Source organism: Streptomyces fulvorobeus, assembly GCF_013167895.1.
GTDB lineage: Bacteria > Actinomycetota > Actinomycetes > Streptomycetales > Streptomycetaceae > Streptomyces > Streptomyces fulvorobeus.
On sequence record NZ_BLWC01000001.1, the window covers coordinates 2,882,846 to 2,897,097 of the forward strand.

General features: G+C 70.9%; 10 protein-coding genes. 4 read left to right on the top strand and 6 right to left on the bottom strand.

Annotation, left to right across the window (positions count from 1 at the left end; genetic code table 11):
* Positions 1 to 12 precede the first annotated feature (12 nt).
* The 4 genes from Sfulv_RS12960 to ssd are packed head-to-tail and all read right to left on the bottom strand — an operon-like array spanning position 13 to position 3,945.
* The gene (locus Sfulv_RS12960) at positions 13 to 798 is read right to left on the bottom strand and encodes a type II secretion system F family protein (protein WP_173317813.1); all 786 of its coding nucleotides are present in this window, start codon (positions 796 to 798) and stop codon (positions 13 to 15) included.
* 5 nt (positions 799 to 803) lie between these two features.
* Positions 804 to 1,658 carry a type II secretion system F family protein gene (locus tag Sfulv_RS12965; protein WP_246353601.1) on the bottom strand — a complete coding sequence of 285 codons (855 nt, stop codon included), beginning with the start codon at positions 1,656 to 1,658 and terminating at the stop codon, positions 804 to 806.
* Positions 1,659 to 1,663: 5 nt separating this feature from the next.
* The gene (locus Sfulv_RS12970; RefSeq protein WP_173313837.1) at positions 1,664 to 2,812 is read right to left on the bottom strand and encodes a TadA family conjugal transfer-associated ATPase; all 1,149 of its coding nucleotides are present in this window, start codon (positions 2,810 to 2,812) and stop codon (positions 1,664 to 1,666) included.
* Positions 2,809 to 3,945 carry a septum site-determining protein Ssd gene (ssd, locus tag Sfulv_RS12975; RefSeq protein WP_173313838.1) on the bottom strand — a complete coding sequence of 379 codons (1,137 nt, stop codon included), beginning with the start codon at positions 3,943 to 3,945 and terminating at the stop codon, positions 2,809 to 2,811. The genes Sfulv_RS12970 and ssd overlap by 4 nt, the downstream gene beginning before the upstream one ends.
* 496 nt (positions 3,946 to 4,441) lie before the next feature.
* Here ssd and Sfulv_RS12980 point away from each other — a divergent pair, with 496 nt between their 5' ends.
* Positions 4,442 to 5,281, top strand: a complete 840-nt coding sequence (locus Sfulv_RS12980; protein WP_173313839.1) for an HAD family hydrolase — start codon at positions 4,442 to 4,444, stop codon at positions 5,279 to 5,281.
* A gap of 428 nt (positions 5,282 to 5,709) precedes the next feature.
* Here Sfulv_RS12980 and Sfulv_RS12985 read toward each other — a convergent pair whose 3' ends face one another.
* Complete coding sequence (locus Sfulv_RS12985) at positions 5,710 to 6,534, bottom strand: Fic family protein (RefSeq protein WP_173313840.1); 825 nt, start codon at positions 6,532 to 6,534, stop codon at positions 5,710 to 5,712.
* Between the two features lie 101 nt (positions 6,535 to 6,635).
* On the opposite strand from Sfulv_RS12985, the gene Sfulv_RS12990 reads away from it, so the two are divergent.
* A complete protein-coding gene (locus Sfulv_RS12990; protein WP_173313841.1) occupies positions 6,636 to 7,631 on the top strand; it encodes an ATP-binding protein in 996 nt (331 codons plus the stop codon).
* A 98-nt stretch (positions 7,632 to 7,729) separates the two neighbouring features.
* Here the strand turns inward: Sfulv_RS12990 and Sfulv_RS12995 are convergent, their stop codons facing one another.
* A complete protein-coding gene (locus Sfulv_RS12995; protein ID WP_173313842.1) occupies positions 7,730 to 9,061 on the bottom strand; it encodes a polysaccharide deacetylase family protein in 1,332 nt (443 codons plus the stop codon).
* Between the two features lie 418 nt (positions 9,062 to 9,479).
* Here Sfulv_RS12995 and Sfulv_RS13000 point away from each other — a divergent pair, with 418 nt between their 5' ends.
* Positions 9,480 to 11,882 carry a bifunctional SulP family inorganic anion transporter/carbonic anhydrase gene (locus Sfulv_RS13000; protein WP_173313843.1) on the top strand — a complete coding sequence of 801 codons (2,403 nt, stop codon included), beginning with the start codon at positions 9,480 to 9,482 and terminating at the stop codon, positions 11,880 to 11,882.
* A gap of 252 nt (positions 11,883 to 12,134) precedes the next feature.
* Positions 12,135 to 14,132 (top strand): acetate--CoA ligase, encoded by a 1,998-nt coding sequence (acs, locus tag Sfulv_RS13005; protein ID WP_173313844.1) that lies wholly within the window; start codon positions 12,135 to 12,137, stop codon positions 14,130 to 14,132.
* Positions 14,133 to 14,252 lie beyond the last annotated feature (120 nt).

The following is a 14,252-nucleotide window of genomic DNA, read 5'->3' on the forward strand; positions in this document are numbered from 1 at the left end:
GTCGCCTCCGCGTCAGCCGGCGCTCAGCAGTCCCGTCGCCAGGCCGATCACCACGGGCGCCACTCCGATCGCCAGGAAGGCGGGCAGAAAACACAGGCCGACCGGTGCGGTGATCAGCACGCCGGCGCGCTGGGCGCGGGCCACGGCCGCACTCGACCGTTCGGCACGAAGGGCTTCCGCCAGCCGCGCCACCGCTTCCGCCACCGGTGCGCCGGTCGTCCCCGCCCGGTCCAGGCAGCGGGCCAGCGGCCCCGCGCCCGGTATCTCCGCGAACCGGCCCCACGCCTCAGCCGGTTCCCCGCCGAGCCGGATCTCCCCCGCCGTCCTGGCCAGCCGGTCGCCGACCGGGCCGCCCATGGACTCGCCCACCGCCTCCGCCGCCTCCATGGGACCGGCCCCGGCACAGAGGCAGGCCGCCAGCAGATCGGCGGCGAGCGGAAGCTGCGCGGTCGTCACAGCGGCCTCCACCTCCACGGCGCCCGCATCACGTGCCGTGTGTGACTCCTGCCAGCGCCACGTCCCGTACGCCGCGGCCACCGCTGTCAGACAGCCGGTGAGCCCTCCGACCAGCACCCAGCCCACCGCCGCCGCCCCCGCCGGAGCCGCCCACCTCCGCACACCGGCATCGACTCCGGACGGCCACCGGCGCCGCTTCCCCGCACCAGCCGCCAGGAGCAGCGCTCCGCGCCTGCGCGCCGCTCTCTCCCGCCGTCGGCCGACCACCGTGAAGGCCGCGTACGCGACCGCGCACACCACTGCCCCCGCCACCCCCAGGCTGTGGACAGCGCCCCCTGTCATCCCGTTCACGCCGCCTCTCCCGTCCTGACGATCCGCCGCGCCCACATCAGGCCCGCCGCCTCCAGCAGACCCCCCGCAGCCAGACAGGCCAGTCCGCCCGGACTGTGCAGCAGGACCCGCAAGGGGTCCGCTCCCAGTGCGGCACCGAGCCCCAGCCCCGCCACCGGCAGCAGAGCCAGCACCACGACCGTCGACCAGGCGCCCGCCAGGTGGGCCCGCAACTCCTCCCGCCGGCGCCTGTCCGCCCGTAACGCGCCCTCCAGACGGTCGAGTCCTGCCGCGAGGCCCGCCCCGCCGTCCACCGCCACCCGCCAGCACGCCGCCACTCCGACAAGCCCCTCACGCCCCGGGGCTTCCGCGGCCCGCCGCAGCGCACCCGGCACGTCTCCGCCGAACCGCGCGGCCGCCAGCACGGCGGCCTCCGCCCCGCCCAACGCCTCCCCCGCGTCACGAGCGGCCACCAGCAGCGCCTGGCCCGGCTCGCGCCCCGCCCGGAGTTCCCCCACCACCGCGCCGCACAGCGCCATCACCGCATCCGCCGCACGCTCCCGCTCCCGCAGCCGGGACCGCCCGCGCAGCCACCGCCTGACCAACGGCACCGCCACTGCTCCCGCGACCAGCGGAAGCACCGACTCGCCCAGCACGGCGAGCAGCACCGCCACCGGGGCACACAGCCACTCCCGCCGCCCGCGGAAGAACGCCGGCGCCCCCGCCCCGTACGCCCCCAGCCTCCCCGGCTCCGGTGCCCCAGCCGCGAACAGCAGCCGCGCCCGACGCGGTGCGAGATCGCGCCCCGCAGCCGTCCAGGCCGCCGAACCGGCACACACCGCCGCCGCGCACATCGCGTACGCGGAGCCCATCCCTGTCACGGCGCACCCCCGATCAGGGAACTCAGCCGCTCCCAACCCCGCTCCCGTACGAATCCCTCGGCGCCCCAGCGCAGGGCGGGCACCGTCACCACCAGCCCCGACACGTCCCGTTCCAGGACGTGCACCTCGGCCAGCCGCCGTCGGCCGCTCCGGTCCCGCACCAGATGGAGCACCACCGAGAGTGCGGCCGCCAACTGGCTGTGCAGGGCCGTCCTGTCGAGCCCTGCGGCCGTCCCCAGGGCTTCAAGGCGGGCCGGGACATGCTCGGCGGCATTGGCGTGCACCGTGCCGCAACCCCCCTCGTGACCGGTGTTCAGCGCGGCCAGCAACTCCGTCACCTCACCTCCCCGCACCTCACCGACCACCAGACGGTCGGGCCGCATCCGCAACGCCTGCCGCACAAGATCCCGCAGGGTCACATGGCCCGCGCCCTCCTGGTTGGCCGGACGCGACTCCATGCGCACCACGTGCGGGTGGTCCGGCCGCAGCTCAGAGGAGTCCTCGGCGAGCACGATCCGCTCCTGGCTCCCCACCGCTCCGAGAAGGCTGGACAGCAACGTCGTCTTCCCCGCGCCCGTACCCCCGCTGATCAGATACGAGACGCGGGCCTCCACCAGGGCTCTGAGCACCCGGTCACCGCCCGGCGGCACTGTCCCGGCCTCGACCAGCTCCTTGAGCGTGAACGCCCTGGGCCGCACCACCCTCAGGGACAGGCACGTCGACCCGACCGACACCGGCGGCAGCACCGCGTGCATCCGCGTACCGTCCGGCAACCGTGCGTCGACCCAGGGCCGGGCGTCGTCCAGACGCCGCCCCGCGACGGCCGCGAGCCGCTGGGCCAGTCTGCGTACGGCGGCCGCGTCGGCGAAGGTGACATCGGTCAGTTCCAGCCCGCCGCCCCGGTCCACCCACACCCGGTCCGGCGCCGAGACCAGCACATCGGTCACCGCCGGGTCCGCGAGCAGTGGCTCAAGCACCCCCGTACCGACCAGCTCGCCCCGTAACTCCTGTGCCACCCCGAGCACTTCCGTGGCCCCCAGGAGCCGCCCCTGCGCGCGCAGGGCAGCCGCTACCCCCGCCGGGGTCGGCGCCGTACCGCTGCGGGCCAGCCGCTGCCGCACCGCGTCGAGCAGAGCCTCCGTCATGACACACCTCCGCCCGGAAGTCCGGCGGCGAGGCTTCCGCCACCGGTGGCGCACGCCTGCTCCCAGAAGGCCCCGCAGAACCGGGCCAGTGGCCCGCGCACCGCGCTCCCCGGCGGCGCGCCGTCGTCCTGGGCCGCCATAAGCCCCGCCTCCCAGGGCAGATCGCCGACGAGCGGCAGCCTCAGAGTCCTGGCCACCCATCGCTCGTCCAGTCCCGCCGCGTAAGGGCCGCGCGCGACGACCCGCAGATCCTCCAGGACCATTCCGGCCATCGACGCCACCCGTTGGGCGGCCGCGACCGCCCGCAGCTCGCCGGGCACGACCAGCAGCCCGAGATCGAGCTGCGCCAGCGCCTCGGCCACGCCCTCGTCGACCCTGCGCGGCAGATCCACGACGACCACTCCCCCGAGTCTGCGCGCGGCGGCGAGCACCGCCCTCATGGCCTGCGGCGGGATGACCACCTCGTCGTCGCGGCCCCAGCTCAGCACCCGCAATCCGTGCACGGCGGGCAGCGAGTCCTCCAGGGCGCCGCCGCCCACCCGCCCTTTGGAGTGCGCGAAATCAGGCCATCGCATCCCCTCGGCCCTCTCTCCGCCGAGCAGCACGTCGATGCCCCCGCCCAGCGGGTCGCCGTCGATCAGCATCGTCCGCCGACCGGACCTGGCGGCGGATACAGCAAGCGCACAGGCCAGCGTGGATGCGCCGGAGCCGCCCCTCCCGCCCATGACGCCGACGGTCAGTGCCGGACGGCCCACCCCCTCCGCCGCGTTGGCGATCTGATCGACCAGCCAGCCTTCCGCATCGGGCAGCCGTGGCACGTATTCGGCCCCGATCTCCACAGCCCGCCGCCAGACGTCCGGGGCGTCCTGGTCCCGTCCGACCAGCATCACGCCCCGCCTGCGGGCGACGCCGAGGCAGCGCGTGGCGGCGTCGTCACCCACCAGTACGAGCGGAGCCTGCTCCCAGCCGCCCCGGCGTTCGGGTGGCCCGTGGTGCACTTCCGGCTCCGCGCCCGCTGCCGCGCAGAGCCGCAGCAGGTCGTCGAGCAACTCGACGTCCTCGGTCACGATCAACGGCCCGCCCGGGCGCCCTTCCGAGCCTCGCAGACCTTCTCGTGCGAACGATCCAGCCACGATCTCCGCCCCCCTTCTCACTGCCCGTTCACTACGGTTCGCGGCGATCTCGGAGCGTTCCGAGACGCACGATTTCCGAAGCCCGTGGACTTCACGGGTGGAATCACCGTGCAACGCTTCGGAAAAAGATGTGGATCTTGCCGCAAAACTGTGGACAACTTCAGGGGTGTGGATATCTCGGTAACCCATACCGGCGACTTCCGAGCGCAGCTCTTCCGTAACGCATGGTGACGAGGCAGACTGAAGGAGTTCCGCTCGGAGCTGGGCCGTCGCGGCCGGGAGAAGGCGGAAATCGTGATCCCGGGCGGCAGAAACGCGTCCGGACATGCGACGACCCCCGCCGGGGGGAGAGCGGGGGTCGTCTCCACGGCCGACTCGGGGGGGAGGAGCCGGACCGGGTTAGCACGGTCGCGAACGATCCGTGACTTCCATGGTGTACCCGAGAGCCTTCTCAGGCAAACCCACACGCCAGAGTTTACGCCGAATGGTGGGCCCTATGCTCAGCCTCGTGGAAAACTGCTTCTCACCGCGCACAGCAGCCTTCTTTGACCTGGACAAGACGGTCATTGCGAAGTCATCGACGCTGACCTTCAGCAAGTCCTTCTACCAAGGCGGACTGATCAACCGCCGTGCCGTGCTGCGCACCGCGTACACACAGTTCGTCTTCCTTGCCGGAGGCGCCGATCACGATCAGATGGAGCGGATGCGCGAATATCTCTCCGCGCTCTGCAAAGGATGGAACGTCGAGCAGGTCAAGGAGATCGTCGCCGAGACCCTGCACGACCTGATCGACCCGATCATCTACGACGAGGCCGCCACCCTCATCGAGGAGCACCACACCGCGGGGCGTGACGTGGTCATCGTGTCCACGTCGGGCGCGGAGGTGGTCGAACCGATCGGGGAGCTGCTGGGCGCGGACCGGGTCGTCGCCACCAGGATGGTCGTCGGCGACGACGGCTGCTTCACCGGCGAGGTCGAGTACTACGCCTACGGGCCGACGAAAGCGGAAGCCGTCAAGGCGCTCGCGGAGTCGGAGGGGTACGACCTTGCGCGCTGCTACGCGTACAGCGACTCGGCGACCGACGTACCGATGCTGGAGTCGGTGGGCCACCCCCACGCGGTCAACCCGGACCGGGCGTTGCGTCGCGAGGCGGTCCTGCGGGAGTGGCCGATTCTCGTCTTCAACCGGCCGGTCCGGCTCAAGCAGCGGTTCCCCGCCTTCTCGATGCCACCGCGCCCAGCGCTGGTGGCGGCCGCAGCGGTGGGCGCCGCAGCCGTCACCGCAGGTCTGGTCTGGTACGCCAGCCGACGACGCGCCACCGCCCTCGCCACCTGACCGTCGAGCCCGAGAGGCCCCTCACGAGTCGCACACGGCACTACAGGTCGCACACCGGCACCGCGACGCACTCGCGACACGCCTTGTCCGGCTCGCCCCTATTTGAAAGGGAAAGTAAAGAAGTGGAGCCACCGCTTTCCCTTCCTCCACCAGCGGAGTACAAAGGACTCAACGGCCCGCGAGACCAAGGCCATCCGAGAGGATCGCCTTCACACGCAAATCGGCCCCACGGACCGAGCATGGAAGTCGAGCACCCACGCGACGTCGACCCGTCGATTACGGGCCAGCCGCACCAGGGCACGGGCGAAGCTCCCGACCTGATGGGCATATTTCGAGGACGCTTGGTAACCCGGCGGACATGTCAGCGGCGGTACCGGAACCGGTACCGCCGCACCCCTTCGACGCACCTATTCATCTCGCCCTCCACGTCACGCGGCGCCGCGCTGGAGCGCCTCGCAGACAGCTGTCGACTCCCGCACACCGAGCTCGACGGCGCGGCCGCAATGAGCGATCCAGGCCGCCATGCCCTCTGGCGTCCCCGTCAGATAACCCTCGAAAGCGGCGACGTACGCGGCCCGGCCCTGCTCCGCATGGCCCACCTCGGCCGGGCAGATGGACTTCGGGTCGAGGCCGCTGCCGATCAGCACGATCCGCTCGGCCGTCCGTGCGACCAGGCCGTTGTGGGAGCTGAAGGGCCGCAGGGCCAGCAGTTCACCGTGCACGACCGCCGCCGAGACGAGGGCCGGCGCCGCGCTTCCGGCGATGATCAGTTGCGAGAGACCTTCCAGCCGCCCGGCGACCTCGCCGGCGGGCGGTACCGGAGCCTCGATCAGCGGCTCCTCGACAGCCTCACCCGCCAGCCGTGGCCGCCCGACCGCGTCCTCGGGAGAGGCACCTCCCGCCGCCACCAGATGCAGCCTCGCCAGGACACGCAGGGGCGACTGCCGCCAGATGGAGAGCAGCTGGCCCGCCTCCGCGGTCAGCCGCAGGGCCGCGCCGATCGTGCGGGCCTCCTCGTCGCCTCTGAAGTCGGTGCGCCGACGCACCTCCTCCAGATTCCAGTCGGCACCCGAGAGCGCCGCGGAGCCGCGAGCGCCGCGCAGGGCGGCCTCCGCGGTGACCTCGTTGCTCCGGCGCCGCATGACGCGGTGGCCGTAGACCCGGTCCACGGCCTTGCGTACGGAGTCCACGGCATCGGTGACGCCGGGCAGGGCGGCCAGCGCGGCGAGCGGATCAGCAGCAGTCGTACTCATAAGTAGCGAGGCTACGCGCCCCCACACCCTTACCGCCTTGGAGTGGTCTTCTTCACGAAGTGTGACAGCGCACCGCCATCGGACCACTACCCTAGGTGAACATGAAGATCGCTTTCGTGGGGAAGGGCGGCAGCGGCAAGACAACGCTGTCCTCGCTCTTCATCCGCCACCTCGCTGCCAATGAAGCCCATGTCGTCGCGGTGGACGCCGACATCAACCAGCACCTCGGAGCCGCGCTCGGACTCGACGACGAGGAGGCCGCCGCCCTGCCCGCCATGGGTGCGCACCTCCCGCTCATCAAGGACTACCTGCGGGGCAGCAACCCCCGTATCGCCTCCGCCGAGACGATGATCAAGACGACCCCGCCCGGTGAGGGTTCGCGGCTTCTGCGCGTCTGCGAGGACAACCCGGTCTACGACGCCTGCGCGCGTACGGTCAGGCTCGACGACGGAGAGGTCCGGCTGATGGCCACCGGACCGTTCACCGAGTCCGATCTGGGTGTGGCCTGCTACCACTCCAAGGTCGGGGCCGTCGAACTGTGCCTCAACCACCTGGTCGACGGCCCGGACGAGTACGTGGTGGTCGACATGACCGCGGGCTCGGACTCGTTCGCCTCCGGGATGTTCACCCGTTTCGACATGACGTTCCTGGTGGCGGAGCCCACCCGCAAGGGGGTCTCCGTCTACCGCCAGTACAAGGAGTACGCCCGGGACTTCGGCGTCGCGCTGAGAGTCGTCGGCAACAAGGTCCAGGGCCAGGACGATCTCGACTTCCTGCGGGCCGAGGTCGGCGACGACCTGCTGGTCGGTGTCGGCCATTCCGACTGGGTGCGCTCGATGGAGAAGGGGCGCCCCTCCCGGTTCGAGCTGCTGGAAGCGGACAACCGGATGGCGCTGCAGGCCCTTCAGGACGTCGCCGAGGATTCGTACACCCAGCGCGACTGGAAGCGCTACACGCGCCAGATGGTCCACTTCCACCTGAAGAACGCGGAGAGCTGGGGCAACGCGAAGACGGGCGCCGACCTGGCCGCGCAGGTCGACCCCGCCTTCGTACTCGATGAGCGGTGCGTACAGAGGGGTGCCGCCCAGCCCGTGTGACACCGGCCGGACGAGGCGGCACCCAGGAGCGGGAGGGCGGCATCCGGGGCATCCCACCCCGGATGCCACGCTCCCCGCCGGGCGAGCCGCCGACGCGGTCAGCCGGCTGACCGCCCGCCCTGGGACTGGGCAGCGGGCTCGGCTTCTCCCCGCGTGGTGGCGGGCCCGGCGGCCTGCTTCCCTGACGGCTTCGGGCCCAGGTAGCTGGCCCAGCTCTCCTTCGGCGCCTCACCCACGCCGAGCGTGGCCAGCTTGGCCAGCGTCGCCGGGTCCTGGGCGTCGAGCCAGTCCGCGAGCTGCCGGAAGGAGACGCAGCGCACGCCCTTCTTGGGGCAGACCTTCTTGATCGTCTCCTCGATGGCGCGCATGTACGTGCCGCCGTTCCACGACTCGAAGTGGTTCCCGATGATCAGCGGTGCGCGGTTGCCGTTGTACGAGCGGTCGAACGCCTGGAGCAGGCCGTCGCGCATCTGGTTGCCCCAGTACTCGTGCTTGGCGGGGTCACCCTTCGTGGTGCCGGACTGGTTGAACATGAAGTTGTAGTCCATCGAGAGGGTCTCGAAGGCGCGGCCCGGTACGGGGACGAGCTGGAGGGGCAGGTCCCAGAGGCCGTTCTTCTTCTTGGGCCAGACCTGGTTGTCGACGCCGCTGGAGTCGTACCGGAAGCCCATCGTCCGGGCTGCGGCGACCATGTTCTCCTGCCCTTCGAGGCAGGGAGTGCGAGCCCCGACGAGTTCCTTCTCGTAGTCGAAGGGCAGCGGCGCCTCGGCCTTGAGCTCCGGAGCGTTGGACTTCCAGCTCTGCACGAAGGACTTCGCCTGGCGGATCTCGCTCTTCCACTCCTCGACGGACCAGGTCCCGACTCCGCCGTCCTTGCCGCAGAAGTGGCCGTTGAAGTGGGTACCGATCTCGTTGCCGTCCTTCCAGGCGGCGCGCAGTTCGGCGAGGGTGTCGCGAATGCCCTTGCTGTCGTTGAAGCCGATGTCCGAGCGGCCCGGCGAGTGCTGGGGCGGGTTGTAGAGGTGACGTTTCTCCTCCGGCAGCAGGTACACACCGCTGAGGAAGTACGTCATGGTCGCGTTGTGCTTCTTGGCCACGCCCCGGAAGTGTGAGAACAGCTTCTGGCTGTCCTCACCGGCGCCGTCCCAGGAGAACACCACGAACTGCGGGGGCTTCTGACCGGGCGCCAGACGCTGGGCCTTGGGTGTCTTCGGCTGCGTTCCCGTGAAAGCGGTGGAGCCGTCACCGATGAGCTGGACCTTGCTCTTGGGGGCGGCGGCCGGCGCCTCCTCCTTCGGGCCGTTGGCCCCCTTCTCGGCACCGGCGCCCGCTGCCCCCGATCCCGCACCGGAGCCGGTGCAGCCCGCCAGACCCGCGACCAGTGCCGTCGCCATGACACCCATGACGATCCTCTTCGTGGCGGCCATCATCCGCCCACCCTCTTCCTTGCAGGTTATTTGCGTCGAAGTGCCGACACGGCGCGGCCAACGTCCCACGTAAACCTGATTAATCAGGACGACAGACCGAATGAAAAACTGCCTATTCACCTGATTGGGTGGCTCAAGAGACCATTTGCCCTAGATCATGGACACATCTCTTTACTCTGCATTACGATTCGTTTACTGAGAGTTGAGAAATCCCGCCGCTGCACGCCGTGCCCCACGGCCGCGTCCCTCACATTCCGCGACCGCGCCGCCCCGGAGGAGACGGGAACATGTCTGCCTGCGTCCCCACCCGCAACAACCGCACACCCCGCAGTTCGCCCCCTCCCGTGCCCCGGGAGTCAAGCGGCCGCCCAGCCCGCCACCGCCGCCCGGCGGTCGCCGGTTCCGCATCGCCGGCGCCGATTTGTCCGCGTCGATCACGGTCTTCCTCATCGCCGTCCCCATGTCGCTCGGCCTCGCCGTCGCCATAGACGCCCCACTCCAGGCCGGCCTGGTCTCCGCGGCCATCGGCGGCATCGTCGCGGGACTGCTCGGCGGCACGCCCCTTCAGGTCAGCGGTCCTTCCGCCGGACTGACGGTCGTCACAGCCGAGTTGATCCAGGTCTACGGCTGGCGCACCACCTGCGCGATCACCATCGGCGCCGGGCTCCTGCAGATTCTGCTGGGCTCCCTGAGAGCGGCCCGCAGCGCGCTCGCCGTGAGCCCGGCCATCGTGCACGGCACGCTCGCCGGGATCGGCGTGGCCATCGCCCTGGCCCAACTCCACATCGTGCTCGGCGGCTCACCCCAGAGCTCCGTCGTCGACAACGCCCTCGCGCTGCCGGCACAGTTGGAGCGCCTCAGCCCGGCCGCCCCGCTGATCGGCTCACTGACCATCGCCGTCCTGGTGCTGTGGCCACGCCTCCCCGGCCGGGTGGGCCAGGCGGTACGGAGAATTCCGGCGGCGCTGGCCGCGGTGGCCATCGCCACGGCGGTCGCCGCCCTCGCGACGCCCGCGATCGCCCGGGTCGACCTGCCTTCCTGGCGTTCGCACGCACTGCCCGAGATGCCGCAGGGACCCGCTCTCGCACTGGCCACCGCGGTGTTCACCGTCATGCTGGTGGCAAGTCTGGAGTCACTGCTCTCGGCGGTCGCCGTGGACAAGCTGGCGGCGGACCGTGCGGCCGGCTCCGAAGGCGGGCCGTCCGGCCACGAGCGGGTCGAGCGCGCCGACCTCGATCGCGAGCTGCGCGGTCAGGGCATCGCCAACTCGCTGTCCGGACTGCTCGGCGGGCTGCCGATCTCAGGCGGCGCGGTGCGCAGTTCGGCCAACGTACGGGCCGGCGCGACCGGCCGGGCGGCCACGGTGCTGCACGGCCTGTGGGTGCTGGTGGCCGCCGCCCTGCTGGTCTCGGTGCTCGAATGGATTCCGCTGGCCGCCCTCGCCGCCCTGGTGATGATGGTCGGCATCCAGATGGTGAGCTTCGCCCATATCCGTAACGTCCACAAGCACCGGGAATTCCTGGTGTACGGGGCCACGATCACCGGTGTCGTGCTCTTCGGCGTGCTGAAGGGTGTGGCCCTCGGCGTCGCGGTGGCGGTGGCCGTCGCGCTGCACCGGCTGGCCCGTACGAGGATCACGGTGGCGGAGCAGGACGGCCGTTATCTGGTCACGGTCCGCGGCCAGTTGACGTTCCTGGCCGTGCCGAGGCTCAGCAGAGCCCTCGGACAGCTGCCCCCGGGCGTCGACGCGGTCGTCGAGCTGGACGGCTTCTTCATGGACCACGCGGCGTTCGAGGCGATCCAGGACTGGCGCAACGCCCAGATCGCCCAGGGCGGTCGCATCGTCTTCACCGGCAGGTCGGGCGGCCGGGTCGCCGAGCCCGCGGCGGCGGCGCACTCCTGCTGCCGGCCGTGGACTCCCTGGCGCAATCACCACTGCCACGGCCGGTCCGAACACGCCGCCGCGACCACCACCGAGCTCACGGTCCACGATGCCACCCTGGGTGAAGCCGGTCCGTGGGACATCGACGGCACCGGCGGTGCGGGCGCGCGCACCGGCCCGGGGGCGAGCGGCACGACGGCGGGCGGCTCCTCACGCCCGGCGGGGGCGCATCGCCTGCTCAACGGCCTCAGTTCGTTCCAGCGCAATACGGCTCCGCTGGTGCGCGAAGAGCTGGCCAGGCTGGCCGCCGAGGGCCAACACCCCTCCCAGCTCTTCATCGCCTGCGCCGACTCCCGGCTGGTCACCAGCATGATCACGTCGAGCGGGCCGGGCGACCTCTTCACCGTGCGGAACGTGGGCAATCTCGTGCCGCCACCGGACACGGCGACCACCGAGAGCGGTGACGACTCGGTGGCTGCCGCCATCGAGTACGCGGTGGACGTGCTGCGGGTCGAGTCCATCACCGTCTGCGGACATTCCGGCTGCGGCGCCATGCAGGCGTTGCTCAGCGCCCAGCCGCGTGTTCCCCGGACACCTCTGTGGCGCTGGTTGCGGCACGGCCTGCCGAGCCTGGAGCGGATGGCCTCGCGTCAGCACTCCTGGGCCCGGATCTCCGGGCGGCTGCCCACCGACGCGGTGGAGCAGCTCTGCCTCACCAACATCGTCCAGCAGCTGGACCATCTGCGGGCACACGAGTCGGTGGCGCGCAGACTCGCGGAAGGCACGCTGGAGCTGCACGGCATGTACTTCCACGTGGGCGAGGCACAGGCGTATCTGCTGGCCCAGGGCGCCAGCGCGGGTACGGGCCCCGACGAGGTGTTCGACCGGGTCGGCCCCGGCGCCGGTCTCAGCACCACCCTCGAAGCCGAAGCCCACGCCTGACCGCGACACACCTGACCGCGACATACCCGGCCACGGCACGCCCGGCCACGGCACACCCACCGAGCCGCGCGTCCATCCCCACCACGCGCTGCCTGAACCATGTGCCCACCCGGTCCGTGAGACCTTGTGGACCCGCTTCCGCGACGCACCCGACTGCTCGCGGAAGCGGGACCTGTGGTCCCATACACGAGAACACAGGTCTAAACCAATTCCCGGCAGGCCCTTGTCACCCGGCCTTTGGCCTGATGAGCTGTGCCCCGGGACACAACGGACACCCTGGGACTGGGAGAAGTCGTGAGCAACGAAAGCCTCGCCAACCTGCTTCGCGAAGAGCGGAAGTTCGCTCCGCCTGCCGAGCTGGCCGCCAATGCCAACGTCACGGCGGAGGCGTACGAGCAGGCCGAGGCGGACCGGCTGGGCTTCTGGGCCGAGCAGGCCCGCCGCCTGACCTGGGCCACCGAGCCCACCGAGACGCTCGACTGGAGCAACCCGCCCTTCGCCAAGTGGTTCGCGGACGGCACTCTGAACGTCGCGTACAACTGCGTGGACCGCCACGTCGAGGCGGGCAACGGCGACCGGGTCGCCATCCACTTCGAGGGCGAGCCCGGCGACAGCCGCGCCATCACCTACGCGGAGCTGAAGGACGAGGTCGGCCGCGCCGCCAACGCCCTCACCGAACTCGGTGTCGTCGCGGGCGACCGGGTCGCCGTCTACCTGCCGATGATCCCCGAGGCCGCCGTCGCGATGCTGGCCTGCGCCCGCATCGGCGCCGCGCACTCGGTGGTATTCGGCGGCTTCTCCGCCGACGCCATCGCCGCCCGCATCGAGGACGCGGACGCCAAGGTCGTCATCACCGCCGACGGCGGCTACCGCCGCGGCAAGCCCTCCGCGCTCAAGCCCGCGGTCGACGACGCCGTCTCCCGTATCCCCTCCGTCGAGCACGTCCTCGTCGTGCGGCGCACCGGACAGGACACGGCGTGGACTTCGGGCCGCGACGTCTGGTGGCACGAGATCACCGCCCGGCAGTCCGTCGAGCACACCCCCGAGGCGTTCGAGGCGGAGCACCCGCTCTTCATCCTCTACACCTCGGGTACGACGGGTAAGCCCAAGGGCATCCTGCACACCTCCGGCGGCTACCTCACCCAGGCGGCCTACACCCACCACGCGGTCTTCGACCTCAAGCCGGAAACCGACGTCTACTGGTGCACCGCCGACATCGGCTGGGTCACCGGACACTCCTACATCGTCTACGGGCCGCTGGCCAACGGCGCCACCCAGGTCATGTACGAGGGCACGCCCGACACCCCGCACCAGGGGCGCTTCTGGGAGATCGTGCAGAAGTACGGCGTCACCATCCTCTACACCGCGCCGACCGCGATCCGTACGTTCATGAAGTGGGGTGACGACATCCCCGCCAAGTTCGACCTGTCGTCGCTGCGCGTGCTCGGATCGGTCGGTGAGCCGATCAACCCCGAGGCGTGGATGTGGTACCGCAAGCACATCGGGGCCGACAAGTGCCCCGTCGTGGACACCTGGTGGCAGACCGAGACCGGCGCGATGATGATCTCGCCGCTGCCCGGGGTCACGGCGGCCAAGCCCGGTTCGGCGCAGCGCGCGCTGCCCGGCATCTCGGCCACCGTCGTCGACGACGAGGCGCGCGAGGTCCCGGACGGCGGAGGCGGTTACCTCGTCGTCACCGAGCCGTGGCCCTCCATGCTCCGCACCATCTGGGGCGACGACCAGCGCTTCCTCGACACCTACTGGGCGCGGTTCGAAGGCAAGTACTTCGCGGGCGACGGCGCCAAGAAGGACGAGGACGGCGACATCTGGCTGCTGGGCCGGGTCGACGACGTCATGCTCGTCTCCGGGCACAACATCTCGACCACCGAGGTCGAGTCCGCGCTCGTGTCGCACCCGGCGGTCGCCGAGGCCGCCGTGGTGGGCGCCGCCGACGAGACGACGGGCCAGGCCATCGTGGCCTTCGTGATACTGCGGGGCACGGCCACCGTCTCGGACGAACTGGTGGCGGACCTGCGAAACCACGTCGGGACCACGCTCGGTCCGATCGCCAAGCCCAAGCGGGTCCTGCCGGTCGCCGAGCTGCCCAAGACGCGCTCCGGCAAGATCATGCGCCGCCTGCTGCGCGACGTCGCCGAGAACCGCGAGCTGGGTGACGTCACCACGCTCACCGACTCCTCGGTCATGGACCTCATCACCACCCAGCTGCCGTCCTCCTCGTCCGAGGACTGACGCGGGGCTGGTCCAGGACGCCCTCCTTCACCGACAGGGTCGTCTGTTCCGCACATCCCCGAGGGGCATCCGGCAACGAGCCGGATGCCCCTCGGGCGTCTAGTGTGAAGATCATTCGAA